19 protein-coding genes and 1 pseudogene are annotated in these 18,120 nt (G+C 48.2%); 19 read left to right on the forward strand and 1 reads right to left on the reverse strand.

The annotated features are described in order from the left end of the window. The first annotated feature begins 9 nt into the window (after positions 1-9). The 18 genes and pseudogenes from AOA63_RS05010 (at position 10) to codY (ending at position 15,812) form a co-directional block, all read left to right on the forward strand. Positions 10-1,236 (forward strand): glycosyltransferase, encoded by a 1,227-nt coding sequence (locus AOA63_RS05010; RefSeq protein ID WP_053958670.1) that lies wholly within the window; start codon positions 10-12, stop codon positions 1,234-1,236. Then, a complete protein-coding gene (locus tag AOA63_RS05015) occupies positions 1,205-1,927 on the forward strand; it encodes an HAD family hydrolase (protein WP_053958671.1) in 723 nt (240 codons plus the stop codon). The genes AOA63_RS05010 and AOA63_RS05015 overlap by 32 nt, the downstream gene beginning before the upstream one ends. A 380-nt stretch (positions 1,928-2,307) precedes the next feature. Beyond that, a pseudogene (gene tnpA / locus AOA63_RS05025) lies at positions 2,308-2,559 on the forward strand (IS200/IS605 family transposase); the annotation flags it as partial. 177 nt (positions 2,560-2,736) lie between these two features. After that, a complete protein-coding gene (gene ylxM, locus AOA63_RS05030) occupies positions 2,737-3,093 on the forward strand; it encodes a YlxM family DNA-binding protein (protein ID WP_053958674.1) in 357 nt (118 codons plus the stop codon). Further along, positions 3,086-4,435 carry a signal recognition particle protein gene (gene ffh / locus AOA63_RS05035; protein ID WP_053958675.1) on the forward strand — a complete coding sequence of 450 codons (1,350 nt, stop codon included), beginning with the start codon at positions 3,086-3,088 and terminating at the stop codon, positions 4,433-4,435. Before ylxM ends, ffh begins: the two co-directional genes overlap by 8 nt. 43 nt (positions 4,436-4,478) lie before the next feature. Beyond that, positions 4,479-4,766, forward strand: coding sequence for a 30S ribosomal protein S16 (rpsP, locus tag AOA63_RS05040; RefSeq protein ID WP_020374721.1), 288 nt, complete (start codon positions 4,479-4,481; stop codon positions 4,764-4,766). Continuing rightward, positions 4,759-5,289, forward strand: coding sequence for a ribosome maturation factor RimM (gene rimM, locus AOA63_RS05045; protein WP_053958676.1), 531 nt, complete (start codon positions 4,759-4,761; stop codon positions 5,287-5,289). Before rpsP ends, rimM begins: the two co-directional genes overlap by 8 nt. Next, entirely contained in the window at positions 5,286-5,969 is a 684-nt protein-coding gene (gene trmD / locus AOA63_RS05050; RefSeq protein WP_171822613.1) for a tRNA (guanosine(37)-N1)-methyltransferase TrmD, read from the forward strand. The genes rimM and trmD overlap by 4 nt, the downstream gene beginning before the upstream one ends. A gap of 65 nt (positions 5,970-6,034) precedes the next feature. Then, the gene (gene rplS, locus AOA63_RS05055; protein ID WP_020374724.1) at positions 6,035-6,376 is read left to right on the forward strand and encodes a 50S ribosomal protein L19; all 342 of its coding nucleotides are present in this window, start codon (positions 6,035-6,037) and stop codon (positions 6,374-6,376) included. Between the two features lie 69 nt (positions 6,377-6,445). Further along, positions 6,446-6,964 (forward strand): signal peptidase I, encoded by a 519-nt coding sequence (gene lepB, locus AOA63_RS05060; RefSeq protein WP_053958677.1) that lies wholly within the window; start codon positions 6,446-6,448, stop codon positions 6,962-6,964. A gap of 39 nt (positions 6,965-7,003) precedes the next feature. After that, entirely contained in the window at positions 7,004-7,768 is a 765-nt protein-coding gene (locus AOA63_RS05065; RefSeq protein WP_053958678.1) for a YlqF/YawG family GTPase, read from the forward strand. Next, entirely contained in the window at positions 7,769-8,425 is a 657-nt protein-coding gene (locus AOA63_RS05070) for a ribonuclease HII (protein WP_053958679.1), read from the forward strand. Positions 8,426-8,583: 158 nt separating this feature from the next. Then, positions 8,584-10,695: a type I DNA topoisomerase gene (topA, locus tag AOA63_RS05075; RefSeq protein WP_053958680.1), complete on the forward strand. Its 2,112-nt coding sequence runs from the start codon at positions 8,584-8,586 to the stop codon at positions 10,693-10,695. After that, complete coding sequence (gene trmFO / locus AOA63_RS05080) at positions 10,673-12,022, forward strand: methylenetetrahydrofolate--tRNA-(uracil(54)-C(5))-methyltransferase (FADH(2)-oxidizing) TrmFO (RefSeq protein WP_053958681.1); 1,350 nt, start codon at positions 10,673-10,675, stop codon at positions 12,020-12,022. Before topA ends, trmFO begins: the two co-directional genes overlap by 23 nt. After that, positions 12,009-12,890: a site-specific tyrosine recombinase/integron integrase gene (gene xerA, locus AOA63_RS05085; protein ID WP_053958682.1), complete on the forward strand. Its 882-nt coding sequence runs from the start codon at positions 12,009-12,011 to the stop codon at positions 12,888-12,890. Before trmFO ends, xerA begins: the two co-directional genes overlap by 14 nt. A gap of 43 nt (positions 12,891-12,933) precedes the next feature. After that, positions 12,934-13,488, forward strand: a complete 555-nt coding sequence (hslV, locus tag AOA63_RS05090; protein ID WP_171822614.1) for an ATP-dependent protease subunit HslV — start codon at positions 12,934-12,936, stop codon at positions 13,486-13,488. Between the two features lie 32 nt (positions 13,489-13,520). Beyond that, positions 13,521-14,930: an ATP-dependent protease ATPase subunit HslU gene (gene hslU / locus AOA63_RS05095; protein WP_053958683.1), complete on the forward strand. Its 1,410-nt coding sequence runs from the start codon at positions 13,521-13,523 to the stop codon at positions 14,928-14,930. Between the two features lie 99 nt (positions 14,931-15,029). Continuing rightward, positions 15,030-15,812 carry a GTP-sensing pleiotropic transcriptional regulator CodY gene (codY, locus tag AOA63_RS05100; RefSeq protein WP_020374734.1) on the forward strand — a complete coding sequence of 261 codons (783 nt, stop codon included), beginning with the start codon at positions 15,030-15,032 and terminating at the stop codon, positions 15,810-15,812. Between the two features lie 62 nt (positions 15,813-15,874). On the opposite strand, the gene AOA63_RS05105 is transcribed toward codY, so the two are convergent. After that, positions 15,875-16,648 (reverse strand): transglycosylase domain-containing protein, encoded by a 774-nt coding sequence (locus AOA63_RS05105; RefSeq protein WP_053958684.1) that lies wholly within the window; start codon positions 16,646-16,648, stop codon positions 15,875-15,877. A gap of 216 nt (positions 16,649-16,864) precedes the next feature. On the opposite strand from AOA63_RS05105, the gene AOA63_RS05110 reads away from it, so the two are divergent. Next, entirely contained in the window at positions 16,865-17,884 is a 1,020-nt protein-coding gene (locus tag AOA63_RS05110) for a glycosyl hydrolase family 18 protein (protein ID WP_053958685.1), read from the forward strand. The last annotated feature ends 236 nt before the right edge of the window (positions 17,885-18,120 follow it).

An 18,120-nucleotide genomic window follows, 5' to 3' on the forward strand; every position in this document is an offset into this window, starting at 1 on the left:
TTATGCACGATGATGAAACGTGTTCTACAAATCTCCTTACGCGCCGATCCGTTAAATCCCTTGGACGGCGGTGAAACGGGAGGTCAACAAGTTATTGTTCGGCAAATGGGCCGAAATCTTCAGCATCTAGGTTATGCCGTCGATATTATTACATTACGTCAACAAGACCACTTACCCGAACGCTACTCCTTTGGCCATTTGGGACAAGTCATTCGACTGACCGGCTGGGAAGGGCGCTTGTCGTCAGATGAGGATTGGCATCGCAATCAGGACGCGATTATTCAGCAAGCGTTAACGTGGATTCGCGAACAACATCGCGAATACCATATTATCCATAGTCATTTCTGGATTTCGGGAATGGTGGCTGTGCGCCTGGCCCATGAATTGGGTATACCCTGGATTCATTCGCCATATAAAATGGGTCAATGGATTATGCGACCTGGGGATGAAATGTCCTCCATCCGATTACAAACCGAGCGCCAACTCATTGAACAAGCCCAGGGCGTTGTGGTGCCCTATTTGAAAGAAAGTGAAATGATTCATCAAATGGCGCCGAAAGTGCCTATTTATGTTGTACCACCCGCTGTCGATATCACTAATTTCTTTGTGCGGGATGCTGGACCGTTATTACGAGGATTGGGCTTAAATAAGCCTCCGATTTTATATGTCGGCCGTTTGAATAAAGGACGGGGAATTCAAGAAGTACTTGAGGTGATGACGCGTACTTCGTTGCCTTTGGATTTAACACTCTTGGTTATTGGGGGAAGTCCCGGTGAGGTTGTAGACGGACAGCCAACGAACCCGACTTTGCGCTCTTTAGCCGAAAAACTTAACGGGCATGTGAGGTTTCTCGGTCCCATGCCTCATCACGCCATTGCCACCTATATGGGTTCATCCACGGTGTTAATTGCACCGAATCAAGGAGCGACTCTGGGTATGGCTGTAATTGAAGCTATGGCGTCAGGTTGTGCCGTTGTCGGAACCAACGTGCCGGGTGTGGAAGACTGGATTGAGCCCGGATTCACGGGCATTCTCGTTGAGCGTTCGCGTATTGACCAATTATGGCAAAACGCGTTAGAGTTGTGGCAAACTCCTAATCGTGCCAGACAAATGGGAACTAACGGGCAAGAAATTATTCAACGACACCACACCGTTAACCACATGGCACAACGGCTACATGTAGTGTATGAGGAGGTGGCGTCCAGTGGCCGCCATCAAGCGGGTGTTGGCTACTGATATCGATGGAACCTTAATCGGCCATGGGGGAGAACAGGCAGTTCGGGATTATCTTTTGGCTCATCCCGAGCTTGGAGTTATTTATCTTACCGGTCGTACGCTGAACAATGCCTGCTCAATTATTACACGCTATGGGTTTCCCACACCGCTTGCGATCGCAACCGATGTGGGAGCCGACATTTATTGGGGTCCCCACTTCGAAGTCGATGAATATTGGGCATTTGAACAACGTCGTAATTGGTCGCCGCGGCGCCTTCGCACGGCACTAAGCGAAGTGTCCGGGGTCATTTATCGGGGACGCAGTTCCCATTGGCGTGTCGCTTTTGAACTTCAAGATCCGAGTTTATTGCCGATTGTGAAATCGTATTTAACCCAGCATCATTTAACAGTGCGGATGTTATGGTATCCCAATGAAAGCCGACTTGATATCTTGCCCTGTACTGCACTGAAAAGCCGTGCCTTGCAGTATATTTTGCGCCGCATTGGTGTCAAAGCGCAAAATTGTTTTGTCGCGGGGGATGCAGAAAATGACGGCGATATGTTGGCTAACCACTATCCCGGTGTTTTGGTGGCCAATGGGGATGCTTCGGTAAGAAATTGCCTGCCTGAATGGATCGTGCGTTCGCGCTATCCGGGCGCATTAGGTGTTTTAGATGGACTGCAGCAGTGGTTAGAACCACAAAGTCAATAACGACTGAGGCTTGCATAGACTCGTCCGAAGAAGCCCAAAGCCAAGCCCCTTTATGCATGGTCAAAACTTACAATAATATGCCTTTTTAAATAATCCATGTGGGCATTTGTCATCATGCTCCAACACAGGAACGCGGCGAGCGTCTTTTTAATGCTAAGAACGCCTGATTGTGTGGCAGCATGATGGTTTTTTGTCCAATTAGCTTCCTTGAACCTCCGCGCCCTAAAGGACGGAGATTCTGGGGGAACCACCATGGCTGCGTCGCGGGGCGTGAGACCATCGGAGTGACCCTCCTGATTCGCCACCTTGTCCCGCCAGCATCATCGGGGATTGTATCGCATGACGTCAGGGATGTCTAGAAGCATTTGGGGGCTTAAGAGTTGATCACCTACCCGCTGAAGGTCGCCATTTCTCGACGGGTGAATAGCCTCAAGGGCGTTTCCTCCCGACTGATCCGTAAGAAGCCCTATACAAGCATTGAGCGAGCGCTGTGGGGTGGCAGCCTCTGGTCCCCAAGTTATTTTGCCGGGTCGGCTGGCGAAGCCCCACTGTCGATCATCAAGCAATACATCGAGCAACAGGAAACGCCGGATGGACCCCTGCGGGGTCAGCGCCTGATATCTCCGCCCTGAACGGCGGAGTTTTACGGCGCATCTGATAAATAAACGAATAGACGGATAGACGAAATACGTGAGTTTGACCACACCGCAGTGGGTTTGGAATTTTGACATTGACATTCCGCTATTCGTTCAGTATGATGGGTTTTGTCTGTTAAGCATTTTTGCTTAACAGCAGACCGGGGTGGGACTGTGGAACGTCTGAACCGTGAACGTGCCAATATCTTATATGATATCTATGGCCAAATGCTGACTGACCACCAAAGAGATGTTTGGCGCTTGTATTATTTGGAAGACTGGTCGCTCATGGAAATCGCAGAAGCCAAAAATGTTAGCCGAGCGGCGATCCACGATTTACTCGATCGGAGCGCGAAAACATTAGAACAGTGGGAAAGGCAGTTGTCGCTTATAGATCATATGACGCGGCGCCAACAACAACTGAAATCCCTTTGGAAACTCATTCACAGTGCACCCAAGGGACCGTGGCAAGTTGAAGCAGAGAAGATTATTGAGGAACTGGCAGGAGAGGAGGGGCTATTAGATGTTTGACAACCTGACCGAAAAGTTGCAAAACACCTTTAAGCGTATGCGCAATAAGGGCCGGTTGACCGAAGACGATGTGCGAGAAGGTCTCCGTGATGTTCGCATGGCACTCCTTGAGGCCGATGTCAACTTTAAGGTCGTCAAGGATTTCTTAAGTCGTGTGGAGCAAGAAGCTATCGGCCAAGATATTCTCGAAAGCTTGACGCCTGCTCAGGGAGTTGTGCGCATTGTCCGGGATCAGCTTACGGAGCTAATGGGCAACCACGTCGAACGCATTAAAATGGCCTCAAATCCTCCGACTGTCATTTACCTTGTAGGTCTTCAAGGCTCAGGAAAAACAACATCTACAGCTAAATTGGCCAAAATGTTAAAGCAGCAAGGGCGTCAACCCCTCATGGTTGCAACGGATATCTACCGCCCAGCTGCTGTGGACCAACTTCAAGCTTTGGGTCAGCAAATCGGCGTTCCGGTCATCTACGAAGATGGATTGTCCCCTGTTCAATTGGTCCGAGAAGGCTGGCAGCGAAGCCGGCAAATGGCTAAAGATGTCATTTTAGTCGATACCGCTGGCCGTTTGCACATTGATAACGCGCTTATGGATGAGTTGGTACAGATGCAAAAAGAGGTGCCTGCTCACGAAACATTACTTGTTGTCGACGCGATGACAGGTCAAGATGCGGTCCGGGTGGCCAAGGCTTTCAAGGAAACGCTCCCGGTCACAGGTGTCATCTTGACCAAATTGGATGGGGATGCGCGTGGCGGAGCGGCGTTGTCCATCCGTGCCGTCACGGAATTGCCAATTAAGCTGATTGCCACCGGCGAAAAAGTTGACGCGTTAGAACCTTTTCAACCCGATCGAATGGCTTCGCGAATTTTGGGCATGGGTGATGTTTTGACCTTGATTGAGAAGGCCGAACAATCCCTCGACAAAGACGAAATTGAGACCCATGCCAAACGCATAGGCACGAAGGATTTTAATTTTGAAGATTTCCAAGCCATGCTGAAGCAAGTCAAGAAGTTAGGGCCTTTGTCCAAAGTGATGGAGCTTCTTCCGGGAATGGGCCCCTTAAATCTTAACAAACTGAAGGATCAAGTGGACGATAAGGGACTTGATCGAGTCGAAGCCATCATTAATTCGATGACGGTACTCGAACGGCGGAAACCCGACATTATTGATGGCAGCCGGCGTTTGCGTATTGCGAAAGGCAGTGGGACCTCTGTCCAGGAAGTCAACCGCCTTGTCAAGCAGTTTTATGAAATGCGGAAGGTCATGAAACAGATGAAAGGTAGCGGGCATAAAAGAAAATTTCCGAAGCTTCCTTTTAAAGATTTTCCTGATCTTCGGTAAGAGAAAAATGTTTATATGGTGATGTGTGAGAGGAGGGAACAATGTGGTAAAAATTCGATTGCGTCGAATGGGAGCAAAAAAACGACCGTTTTATCGTGTAGTGGTGGCGGATGCACGCTCACCGCGAGATGGCAAATTTCTTGAGGAAATTGGCTATTATGACCCAACCAAAAATCCTGCCGTGGTGAAAATCGACGAGGAAAAAGCGATTCGATGGATTCAAAATGGTGCGCAGCCGACAGACACTGCCAGGTCTTTGCTGCGCCAGACCGGTGTGTTAAAGAAGGTTCATGAGCTCAAACAAGCCAAGAAGACCGAACAAAATGTCTAAAGAGGATTGGTCTGACTTTGTGGCGGTGGGCGAAATTACCTCGCCGCATGGGGTTCATGGTGCATTTCGGGTTTATCCGACAACAGACTATCCTCACCGGCTTTTGAAAAGGAAGACTATATGGGTGCAGTCACTTTCCGGTCCCCAAGTGATCCGGCATGCGCAAGCACATCCGCCTATGGTCATTCTTCAGCTGGAGAATATTACGACGCGAGAACAAGCAGAACATTTGAGGGGCGCCACTTTGTATGTTCCGATTGATTCCTTGCCACCCTTGGGGCAAGGGGAATATTACTGGTTCCAATTGCAAGGATTGAGCATCCGGGACAGTTCCAGTCAAGAAATCATCGGAACCCTAAACAAGGTGATACGTACAGGAGCTAACCAAGATGTCTTTGAGGTTATGCGCCCCAATAAGCCACCCTTATTACTGCCAGCACTCAAATCGGTTGTTCTCCATGTCGATTTAGAGGCGGGTATTATGGATGTCCGTGTCCCCGAAGGATTGGATGACGTCACATGATGGTCATCCAGATTGTGACATTGTTTCCTGAAATGTTTTCCGGGCCGTTAACCACGAGCATGATGAAACGTGCGCAATCAAAGGGCTTGGTCGATATTCGGACGATTCCTTTGCGCTGGTTCGGGATTGGTCCGCATAAAACCACAGATGACTATCCTTTCGGCGGGGGGATTGGCATGCTGTTGCGTGCCGATGTTGTCGTGCCAGCTGTAGAATGGGCGCAAGCGCATCATGCGGCTCCTGCTCATGTGGTTATGACTTCGGCGCAAGGGGAAAAATTTGACCAATCCATGGCCGAGAGTTTTAGTCACTTAGACCACATAATTATCGTAGCTGGCCACTACGAAGGGATTGATGACCGTGCGATATCATTGTTAAATGCGCAAGAGGTCTCAATTGGTGATGTGATTTTGACGGGTGGAGAAATCCCTGCAATGGTGATGGTCGATGCAGTAACCCGGTTATTGCCTGGGGTTTTGGGGGCAGATGAGGGCACCGTCCATGAATCTTTTGGAGAAAGTGGCGGACTAGAAGGTCCCCAATATACTCGCCCTCGCATTTATCGAGGCATCGAAGTACCATCAGTGTTATTATCCGGCGATCATGCTCGCATTGCGCAATGGCAAAAGGAGCAATCCCAACTCCGAACGCGACTTCGCCGGCCGGATTTGCTGCAATAACGCTAATTTGCAGCGCATTTATGTGGATGCTATAATTTCATGTGGCCCGTAAAGGGGGGAAAATTGTGGATTTTATTCGATTATTAGAGGAAGACCAGATTCGGAAAGATATCCCGACATTTCGTCCTGGTGATACTGTGCGCGTCGCAGTGAAAATTCGTGAAGGTAACCGGGAACGTGTGCAAAATTTTGAAGGGGTAGTTATTGCTATCAAGGGAACCGGTTTGTCGAAAACATTTACCGTGCGTCGTGTTAGTTACGGTGTTGGCGTCGAACGAATCTTCCTATTGCACTCGCCGCGATTGGAATCGATTCAAGTGGTGCGACGGGGAAAGGTCCGCAGAGCGAAGCTTTATTACTTAAGGAAACTTCGTGGGAAGGCAGCCCGCATCAAGGAGCGACGTTAATTTGCCTGGCGAAGACACCCGGTTCCCGAGGTGTCTTCGCTATCTTTATGGTTTGAGGAGGCTGCCCAAATGACAAATCAACGGCGCAGAGGATATTTAGAATTTATTGAAACGGTTATTTTAGCAGTAGTGTTGGCATTTCTCATTCGTACCTTCGTTTTTGAATCGTATCAAGTGGAAGGTATTTCGATGTTACCGACCTTGCACACAGGGGAACGGGTTCTGGTTAATAAATTGATCTATGACTTTGAGCCGCCGAAAACGGGTCAAATTATCGTGTTTCGCTCACCGGTCATTAAAAGCCAGGATTGGATTAAACGCGTCATCGGAGTACCGGGTGATACGATTAGCGTAGAAAATAATGTGGTATATATCAATGGCAAAAGATATCATGAACCGTTTTTGAAGTACCGTGGTTCAATGAACGTTCCTCCTACTAAGGTGCCTCCTGGGTATTTATGGGTAGAAGGGGATAACCGTCCCAAAAGTTTTGACAGTCGATATTTTGGTCTATTACCGATGAAAAATGTAAAAGGTGAGGCTTTTGTGGTATGGTGGCCTTTATCTGATTTTCATCTCTTACATTAACAGTGCAGGGACAACGATGAAAGATACGAGAGGATAACTATGGGAAAGCGGCAATCGTGGTATCCCGGTCATATGGTTGCCACGCAGCGGACCATTCGTGAGTTAGCGCCCTATTTATCGGCGTTTATTGAAGTTATTGATGCACGTGCTCCCAACATTAGCCGCCATCAGCCCCTTCAGCAATGGATTGGCCGGGCTCAGTTGATAATGGTCATGAATAAGGCTGAACTTGCCGATCCGGATGCCACGCAGCGTTGGTTATCATGGTTTCAATCCCAAGGTGTGACAACGCTGGCGATATCAGCGCAAAATCCGCGGGCTAAGATCGAAGTGGAGAAAGCCATTCGTCGTGTTCTAGCGCCTCCTTATCGCCTGGCTGTGGTCGGCGTTCCCAATGTGGGAAAATCTACGTTGTTAAATAAAATGGTTGGTGGGCACCGTGTGATGACGGGAGCGAAACCCGGTGTCACCCGAGGACCGCAGTGGATTCGTTTGCCGGGAGGCTGGGAGTGGCTCGATTTACCGGGGGTGGTGACCCCGCGACACTCTGAAGATTGGCGATTGAAAGTTCTAGGAATTGTCCCTAGTACGGCTGAGGAACGGATACTTCTTGTTGACAAAATTTGGGAGATAGTGACTTCCCGTATATCCTTACCAGAAAATTGGCGGGATTGGGGAAGGTCTCGGGGCTACTTGAAAACGGGCGGTGTGCTTGATGAACAACGCACGGCGGATGCCATCGTGCTGGCGTTCCAAAATGGGAAATTTGGGCGGGTAACGCTGGAAGAACCAGGAGAAGGCTAGATGACAACAAGACGGAATCAGGAAGCCATATGGTTAGCGAAGATTCAGTGGGAAAAACAATTCTGGCACAAGGGATGGATCGTAGCGGGGGTGGATGAGGTGGGCCGTGGCCCCTTAGCGGGTCCTGTTGTGGCTGCTGCTGTAATCTTGGATCCTCATAAAGAGATTGTGGGAATCGACGATTCCAAAAAGCTTAGCGTTTTACAGCGACAACAATTATATAAGGAAATTTGTCGTAACGCTATTGCCATTGGAGTTGGGGCGGTCGGCCCGAGAACGATTGAGCGTATTAACATTCTGGAAGCTAGCCGAATGGCCATGGCCCGTGCTCTTGGACACCTTACTATAAGACCACGGGTTGTGCTGACGGATGCTATGCGTGTTGGTGGTCCCTGGGATGAATTGCCGATTGTGCACGGGGATCAAGTGTCAGCTAGCATCGGAGCCGCCTCGGTTATCGCTAAAGTTGTTCGCGATCGCTATATGGAGGAATTGGCATTACAATTTCCCGTATATGGGTTTGAGCAACATAAAGGATATCCCACCCTTTATCATCGTGCAAGGATTCTTGAACATGGTCCGAGTATGGCGCACCGTCGATCGTTTCTTCGAAAAATGATGTCATCTGTCCAGGAATTGGTTGATTTCCCCTTGTAATTTGCATCCTTCCTATTTCCCTGTTACAGTCATGCTAATATCTATCTTTATAATAGTTTCCAAGACGCACTCAGGGTCCGTGCCAAGAAATGAAAGACGCATGGAAAGATAGCATATTTTGATATAATGTAAAAATGTTTGTACCCGGGAGGGTTATCATGGCTAAAGCTAAACCTCTAATCATTGTAGAATCGCCAGCCAAGGCGAAGACGATCAGTCGCTTTTTGGGATCCCGATTCCAGGTAAAAGCGTCAATGGGACATGTGCGTGATTTACCGAAAAGCCAGTTTGGGGTGGACGTGGCTAAAGGATTCCAGCCACGATACATTACAATACGAGGGAAAGGCCCTCTGCTGAAAGAGCTCAAAGAAGCGGCTAAGAAGTCAGAACGCGTCTATTTAGCGACAGACCCTGACCGTGAAGGAGAAGCGATTTCGTGGCATTTGGCCGAAGCCTTGAACATTGCTCCACGTGATGTTCGGCGTATTGAATTTCATGAAATCACAAAAGATGCGGTGAATCATGCGATTAAACAAGCCCGGCCCATAAATATGGCCCTGGTCAATGCCCAACAGGCGAGGCGGGTATTGGACCGTGTTGTAGGTTATCAATTGTCTCCCTTATTGTGGCGAAAAGTGCGTCCAGGATTGTCAGCAGGACGGGTCCAAAGTGCTGCGTTAAAATTGTTAGTGGATCGTGAAGATGAAGTTTTGCGGTTTGTGCCTGAGCAATATTTTACCATTGACATGACAGCCATAACTGAAGAAGGCACATTATTATCTCATTATATTGCGCCTTTAGGGGAAAAGGGGCGCGTATCTCAAAAGGAAGCGGAGCAAATCTTGGCGCAGGTGCGACCTGGCATGGAAGTGGTTGTTGCTGAGGTGAAAGTGCGCGAAAAGAGACGATTTGCCGCACCACCCTTTACGACTTCGACATTACAGCAAGAGGCTTCCCGCAAATTGGGATTCTCTGTTAAACGTACCATGAGCCTGGCGCAACAGCTTTATGAGGGATTGGAAGTGGCCGGGGAAGGCACCGTAGGATTGGTGACTTACATTCGTACGGACTCCACCCGTATTGCTGATGTGGCCCGTGACGATGCCAAGAAATATATTGAAGAACGTTATGGTCGCTCTTATGTGCCCTCGGAAGAAGCGAAACGTCCAACCAAGACGAAACCTGGGGTTCAAGATGCTCATGAAGCGATAAGACCGACCAATATCAGACGTCATCCCGAAAGTCTTAAGAGCAGTCTCAACCGGGACCAATTGCGTTTATATCGGTTAATTTGGGAACGATTTGTTGCCAGTCAAATGGCGCCAATGGTGTACGATTCTACCACGATAGATTTGCATGTCAAAGACCAGGACGCGATTTTTAGGGCTACGGGTTCCCGGATTAAGTTCCCGGGATTTACCGTGGTTTATCAAGAATCGTTTGACGACGCCGATCCCAATGCGCAAGATGAAGCCAAATCGCGTCCATTGCCCGCGGTTAATCAAGGTATGGTACTACCCATCTCGGATATCACGTCTCAAGAACATTTTACTGAACCACCTCCTCGGTTTACGGAAGCGAGTCTCGTTAAAACGCTTGAAGAACTAGGCATTGGTCGCCCATCAACTTATGCACCGATTGTGGAAACGCTGATTCAACGGGATTATGTGCACCGGGAGCAGAAGAAATTAATTCCCACCGAATTGGGGCGGGTTGTTGTCGATTTATTAAAACAATATTTCCCGGAGATTGTTGATACACGGTTTACTGCAGATGTTGAGACACAACTTGACCAAGTTGCTGCCAATGATATGCAGTGGCAAGATGTGTTGTACGCATTTTATGACCGTTTTGCTGAAGAATTACACCGGGCCGATGAAGATATTGAAAAAGTGGAACTGCCGCAAGAGACGACGGATGAAGTTTGCGAGAAGTGTGGGCGACCCATGACCATTAAATATGGCCGGTTTGGCAAGTTCTTAGCGTGTTCTGGATATCCTGAGTGCGATTTTACGAAGCCTTTTGTCGAAAAAACTGGCGCGATGTGTCCAAAATGCGGAAAAGATTTAGTGGTTCGTCGTACCCGTAAAGGACGCGTCTTTTATGGGTGTGCCGGTTATCCCGAATGTGATTTTGTGACGTGGAATCGCCCGAGTGACAAACAATGCCCACGTTGTGGATCAAGCATGGCGTTTAAACGACGCGGCAATCACGAAAGTCTCATGTGCTTGCGGGAGGGATGCGGTTATGAAGAAGAGCAAGCTCAATGACGTCAATGTTGTTGGCGGAGGTTTGGCCGGATCCGAGGCTGCATGGCAATTGGCCCAGTTAGGTTTCACAGTTCACCTATTCGAAATGCGGCCCCAGACCATGACACCTGCTCACGTGAGTGGAAAGTTTGGCGAGCTAGTCTGTTCCAACTCGCTGGGTTCGACACTCGGTCTGGCACCAGCAACCTTATTAAAAGATGAAATGCGGTTATTGGACTCACTTATTATTAAGGCGGGAGAATCGGCTAGGGTTCCGGCGGGGTCGGCGTTAGCGGTTGACCGTGAGGCATTTAGTCAGGGCATAACCGAGATTCTGGAAGGTCATCCGAATATTGTGATTCACCATGAGGTTGTGACCGAAATTTTAAGCGGGCCGACCGTTATTGCTACCGGTCCCTTAACGCACGAATCATTGACCGAAGCCATTTCCGATTTAGTTGGGGCGAAAATGTTATCATTCTTCGATGCGGCCGCTCCCATTGTTCTAGCCGAAAGCGTCGATATGAATCACGCGTTTTGGGGATCACGGGAAGGAAATCAAGATTACCTGAATTGTCCTTTAACTAAGGATGAGTACATGGCGTTTTATGATGCCTTAATTCATGCGGAACAACATATGGGGCATGATTTTGAATCCACAGCCTTTTTTGAGGGATGTTTACCAATTGAAGAATTGGCCAGACGCGGTGTGAAAACCCCACTATATGGTCCGATGAAACCCATTGGCCTTGAAAATCCGTTTGAACAAGGCCGTAGACCTTATGCCGTCGTTCAGCTACGCCGTGATAACGCTGCGGGATCGTTAATGAGCCTTGTGGGTTTTCAGACGAATTTGCGTTGGGGAGAACAAAAGCGTGTGTTTGGACTTATTCCGGCGTTGCATGATGCCGAATTTGTGCGCTACGGGGTGATGCATCGCAACACCTACTTGAAGTCACCCGCGATACTAAGACCGACATTAAATGCGAAGGTGCGAGAAGACTTGTGGTTCGCTGGTCAAATGACGGGCGTTGAGGGTTATGTGGAATCGGCTGCAACAGGCATTATGGTAGCGAGGTACATTGCTCAATGGCTCGAGCATGGTCAAATTCAACCTTTCCCTCAGGACACGATGATGGGGGCGTTGGCGTACTATATTACCCATACTGATCCGGAGCATTTTCAACCGATGAATGCCAATTTTGGACTTTTGACGTTACCTCCAGAAATTCAACAGATCCATGACAAAAAAGCACGGCGGCGTTGGTTGAGAGACCGGGCCTTAGCGTCATTGAAAGAGTATCTTGAACGCATCGGTGTTGAGGTATCGCACCATGAAACCCGTTAATGAGTGGATTGAGTATTATATCCAAACACTCATGTTGGTGGAGCAAGCATCTGAACACACCGCCCGCGCATATGCTCAGGATCTACACCAATTAGAAAATTTTGTCGGCGCGTTGGATCAGGTTAGCACCAAGGATATTCGGGCATGGATATCATCGATGATGAAACAGGGATTGGCTCCGAGAACTGTGGCCCGAAAATTGGCTGTGATTCGATCGTTTTACCGGTTCGTTAAGCGACAGGGATGGCGCACCGACAATCCTGCTAGTCGAGTGCTCACTCCACGGTTTCGCCCCTTATTGCCCCGAACTCTAACGATGGATGAAGCCCATGATCTGATTGAAAGCGCCAAAACTATGCCGGGTCCTCTAGGACTTAGAAACTGGGCTTTAATGGAGATTCTTTATGGAGCGGGACTCAGAAGTCAAGAAGCGGTATCTTTAAATATAGCTGATGTGGATTTGACGAGCCGTTTTGTGCGCGTCAAAGGCAAAGGCGGAAAAGAGCGGGTGGTGCCCTTCGGCACTAAAGCTTCTCAGGCACTGGATGAATATTTACTTCGAGGAAGAAAGGCTCTTATCCGCACACGCACCACGGCGCTCTTTGTTAATTACCGGGGTGGCAGGCTGACTACACGTAGTGTGCGGCGGATTGTAAAAAATGTGTTGGCCAAAGCCGCGATTCAAAGAAATATCAGCCCACACTGGCTGAGGCATTCATTTGCGACTCATATGCTCATGAATGGTGCCGATTTGCGGGTGATTCAAGAACTTTTGGGCCACAGTTTATTACGTACGACACAACTTTATACATTAGTGTCCCAAGAACATATTGCTAAAGTCTATCAAAATGCCCATCCTCGTGCTTGAGGAGCGCAGGCGCCATAGAGCGAATGGAAACAATGAAGGAGAGATGAGAGTGGCAGCCATTGAATTTCATGGGACAACAATTCTCGGGATTGTGAGAGACGGCAAAGCGGTGATTGGGGGAGATGGTCAGGTCACTTTCGGCCAAAATACTGTTATGAAGCACACGGCGACAAAGGTTCGACGTTTGTATCATAATAAAGTATTGGCGGGATTTGCTGGGTCGGTAGCGGATGCATTGACCTTGTTCGAACTTTTTGAAGGGAAACTTGAAGAAAGTCACGGCAACCTGCAACGCGCGGCAGTGGCTCTTTCTCGTCAATGGCGCACCGATCGGATGCTGGGTAAATTGGAAGCCTTGTTATTAGTAGCAGACACCGAACATTTATTTATTTTGTCCGGAACAGGCGAAGTGATAGAACCTGATGACTATATTGCCGCTATTGGATCGGGAGGCAGTTATGCCTTGGCAGCTGCGCGGGCCTTTTCGTCGATTGAGCCTCCGCTGCCTTTAGAAGATTTGGTTAGACGTTCTTTGGACATTGCGGCGGATATTTGTATCTATACCAATCACCATTTGACTATTGAAACCTTGAATTAACACTTTTGCCGAAGGAAAAAGGAGGTTTTGTCATGGACGATGCATTGATGACACCCAAGAAAATCGTCGAAGAACTCGATCGATATATTGTTGGTCAAGAGGAAGCCAAGCGGGCGGTTGCAATTGCTCTGAGGCACCGCTGGCGGCGGAGTCAGCTCGATCCCGAACTGCAAGAAGATATTACCCCGAAAAACATCTTGATGATTGGGCCAACTGGAGTGGGAAAAACGGAAGTGGCCCGTCGCTTGGCACGGCTCTTGCATGTACCCTTTGTGAAAGTTGAAGCAACAAAATTTACCGAGGTCGGCTATGTCGGCCGCGATGTCGATGCGATGGTACGCGATCTCGTCGAAACTAGTGTGCGAATGGTTAAAGAAGAACGAAGTCAGGCTGTCCAAGATCGAGCGGAGCGCATCGCGGAAGATCGTTTAGTGGATGCTTTAGTTCCGTTTCCTGAGGATAGCTCAACGACTGTCAATCCCTTTGAAGCATTGTTTGGGGGCGGAAATCGACCCAACAAGGCAACATCCAGTATAAGTATTGAAGAACGTCACCGGATCGAAGAAGAACGGCGCAAGGTGCGGGAAAAACTTCGGATGAAAGCCATGGAAAACGAAGTGGTCGAAGTGGAAGTTGAAGATCCCGGTCCACCATTACCTTTTATGGGAAATATTCCTGGTGGGGAAGAAAATCAAATGAATCTTGGTGAAATGTTTTCCGGCTTGTTACCCAAGCGAACAAAACGCCGTAAGATGACGGTTGCCGAGGCACGGAAGGTATTGACCCAGGAAGAAGCTCAAAAATTAATCGATACCGATGCGGCCCATGCAGAAGCCCTGTGGAGAGCTGAGCAACAAGGCATTATCTTCATTGATGAGTTTGATAAAATTGCGTCTAGCAGTCATGAAGGGCGTGGACCGGATGTGTCACGGGAAGGAGTTCAACGTGATATTCTGCCGATAGTCGAGGGATCCACGGTCAATACCAAATATGGGCCGGTTAAGACGGATCATATTCTCTTTATTGCTGCAGGAGCATTTCATGTATCGAAACCTAGTGATCTCATTCCCGAATTACAAGGACGGTTCCCGATACGAGTGGAGTTTAACGCTCTAACCGAAGAAGACTTTTATAAAATTCTGACTGAACCGCGGCACTCCCTTATCAAGCAATATCAAGCTCTTCTGGGGGCAGAAGGCGTTAAAGTGGAATTCGATGACGGCGCATTGTGGGAAATGGCGCGCTATGCCTATCAGGTCAATCGGGATACCGAAAACATTGGAGCCCGGCGCCTACACACTATCCTGGAAAAGGTACTGGAAGAACTGAATTTCTCTGCGCCCGATTTAGTGGGTCAGACCATTCCGATTACCGCAGTTTATGTGCAACAACGGCTGGCTAAGATTGCAGAGAATATTGACATCAATCGGTATATACTCTGAATTTTTTTTTCGTTACCACATTAGAACTTTGCTGTGGTATACTCGAGTGGTGAAAATTGTGACGACAGGGGATTTTGTCGAATCAAGGAGGTGCATGTCGTGGAAGAATTACTCGAAAAAACACGACGCATTAATCGACTACTACAGCGAACGGCTGGCCATCCGGTAAACTTTGAAGAAATGGCTAAAATTTTAAGCGAACTTATTCAAGCAAACGTCTACGTTGTCAGTCGGCGCGGTAAGGTTTTGGGATATAGCTTACTGGACGGGTTTGAATGCGATATCATGATTCGGGAAGTTTTGGGCGAAGAGATTTTTCCCGCGAATTATAATAATGGTCTTTTGAAAGTTGATGAGACCTATCCCAATGTTTCGCAGGAATCACGAAAATGTGTTTTTTTCCATGATAAACCATGTTTGTACGAGAACAAAATCACGACGGTGGTTCCGGTCAATGGAGGTGGCGACCGCCTGGGGACATTGGTGATCTCGCGGTTTGGGCGGGAATTCAATGATGAAGACTTGGTTTTGGCCGAATATGGGGCAACCGTGGTGGCTATGGAAATTTTACGTTCCAAATCTGACGAGTTGGAGATGGAAGCCCGCAAGAAAGCCGCAGTAAAAGTCGCCATCGATACGTTATCCTACTCCGAACTCGAAGCAGTTCAACACATTTTTGATGAACTTGGTGGCGAGGAAGGACTGTTGGTTGCGTCCAAAATTGCTGATCGGGTCGGTATCACTCGTTCGGTCATTGTGAATGCTTTACGGAAGTTTGAATCGGCTGGAGTGATTGAATCGCGGTCTCTCGGCATGAAGGGAACCCACATTCGCGTTCTTAATGACCGTCTGTTAGGTGAATTGAAAAAGTTGCGTCGATAGCATTAGTATCGGAAAAGAAGCCCCCCAGTAGATCTCTCTCTGCGGGGGCTTCTTATCGTTTATTAGGCACTTTGCCGAGGCGATTTTAGGGGCAGGGGCGCTTGATAGGCGTGTAGGGCTTGTTGTTGGGTAATCATATGGTCGTGGACCATGCTATTTAATACTTCCCATTGGCGTTGTTTTGCCAATGGGAAATTGACGAGCGGGTCATACGCCGATGGAGCTTGCGGTAACCCTGCTAAGAGTGCCGCTTCGGGTAACGTGAGTGCACTGGCGGGTACACCAAAATAAGACTGAGCAGCTTGACCAACGCCGTACGCATGATCACCTAAATAGACTTCATTGATGTACATTGTCAAAATTTGTTTTTTGGAATATAAGTCGGTTGCCATCAATGACAAGAGAATTCCACTAACTTTACGGGGAATAGTTTTCACGGGCGACAGCATTAAATTACGAATTAATTGCTGCGTTATCGTGCTGCCTCCTTGGGTGAACTGCCCCGTTTGTAAATCTACCCACGCAGCGCGAGCGATGCCCTGAAAAGAAATACCCCAATTCGTGTAAAAACTACGATCTTCAGTGGCAATGAGAGCTTTTTGGAACCATGGCGATACCCGGTTTAACGGGGTCCATTGAACTTGTTCGTGCAGTACACGTGCTTTAGCTAATTCCGGTAAATGGGTCAGAGGCTGCCAATTAACCGCATAAAAAATGCTTAACGCCGTCATGGTTGACAGTCCAATACTCGCAACCCATTTAGCAGCAGCCCCCCGGACATGGTGTGAATGTTCTTCCTGGGGTGCGGGTAGGGCTAGAGGTTTTTGATGAACCATACGAATCCCTCCTCCACACTCTCGGCACGGTCTTTTACATAGTTACACTATGCCTCTTATGTATGAGAGCTAAATGAGAGTTTTCGAAGAATCCATTTTTGGACAAATTTGTAAAACCATCCCGCTAATATACGCCATTTTTTCCTGAAACCTCATAGTCGCTTAAAAGCATGCTTCCATCTCACACGGGTGAAACTTGGAAGAGAGGTGATAATCATGAGATTTTCCAGAGCATTCCGGCTTAAGACTTTGTCGGTTCTTACCGCGATGAGTCTGCTGACAGCAGGCTGTGGCATCGGTGTTCATGCGGCCAACAAAACGTCATCGTCAAAATCCCCGCCGTTAAAGGTCTTAGCGTTTTGGGCGAATGATGTGTCCGGTCCCTTAACACCATTGTATACTCATTCCCATGCCATTACTGACCTGGCGCCATTCTGGTATTCCTTAGATGCCCATGGCGGCCTAATTAGTCACGTGAATTCCGCAATTTTACATCAGGCGGAAAAAGAACACATTGCCATTACGCCGTTAATTAATGACGGTACTGGAACCCAGGCCTTCTTAGCCAGTTCCATTACCCGTGTAATCGCTGCCAGGAATATTGCCGATCTGGTCGGCAAAATGCATTACCAGGGAGTGAATATTGATTTCGAACCTCCTCATACACGTTATGTGAACCAGCTCACGGGCTTTATGATTGATTTACGAGATTTCTTGCCGCGAACGGATACCATTACCATGGATGTTGTACCACACTCAGGCGGAGCCTATAACTTTGGCAAACTAGCACCGGAAGTCAATCAATTTGTGCTCATGAGTTATGATGAACACGACGACGGCAGTCCTGCAGGTCCCGTAGCAGCCCTCGGATGGGTCGAAAATATTCTCTCTCGAATGCTCCATTCGGTTCCGGCTTCTAAGATTGATCTCGGCATAGCCTTGTATGGGTATTCATGGCCTGTGGGCAGCACGCACGCTACGACGATCCCTTATAATGCTCTAACAACCCCAATGATTCAGCATGCCAAGTGGAGCACACGCTATCAAGAAACATATGCTGATTACACTACTGCTACAGGCCCACATATTGCGTGGTGGGAAAGCCTACAAGGGATGAATCAAAAAATTCAGTTGGCCAAGAAAGATCATTTGGCAGGAATTGCCCTATGGCACATCGGCTATGCAAATAATGCGGTGATGCAATTGTTATTGCATCAAATTGGGCGTCAACCCTAAAAATGCGCGTTTAGTCGTCAAACGACTAAGAAATTCATCGAGAACGGTAGGATTTTCCCTGTTGATGTCGAAGATACAATATCAGAATGTCGGTTCTATTGGAACTGACGCTTATCTGAATGAACTCCATAATATTTTTCGCCCAGGTTTTCCCGTAACCTGGGCTATATTTTTGTCTGAAAACACTCAGAATGTAAAAAAGCAAGGAACAACGACTGCCTAAGGCCACATCGAGG

The organism is Sulfobacillus thermosulfidooxidans, assembly GCF_001280565.1.
Classification (GTDB): Bacteria; Bacillota; Sulfobacillia; order Sulfobacillales; family Sulfobacillaceae; genus Sulfobacillus; species Sulfobacillus thermosulfidooxidans_A.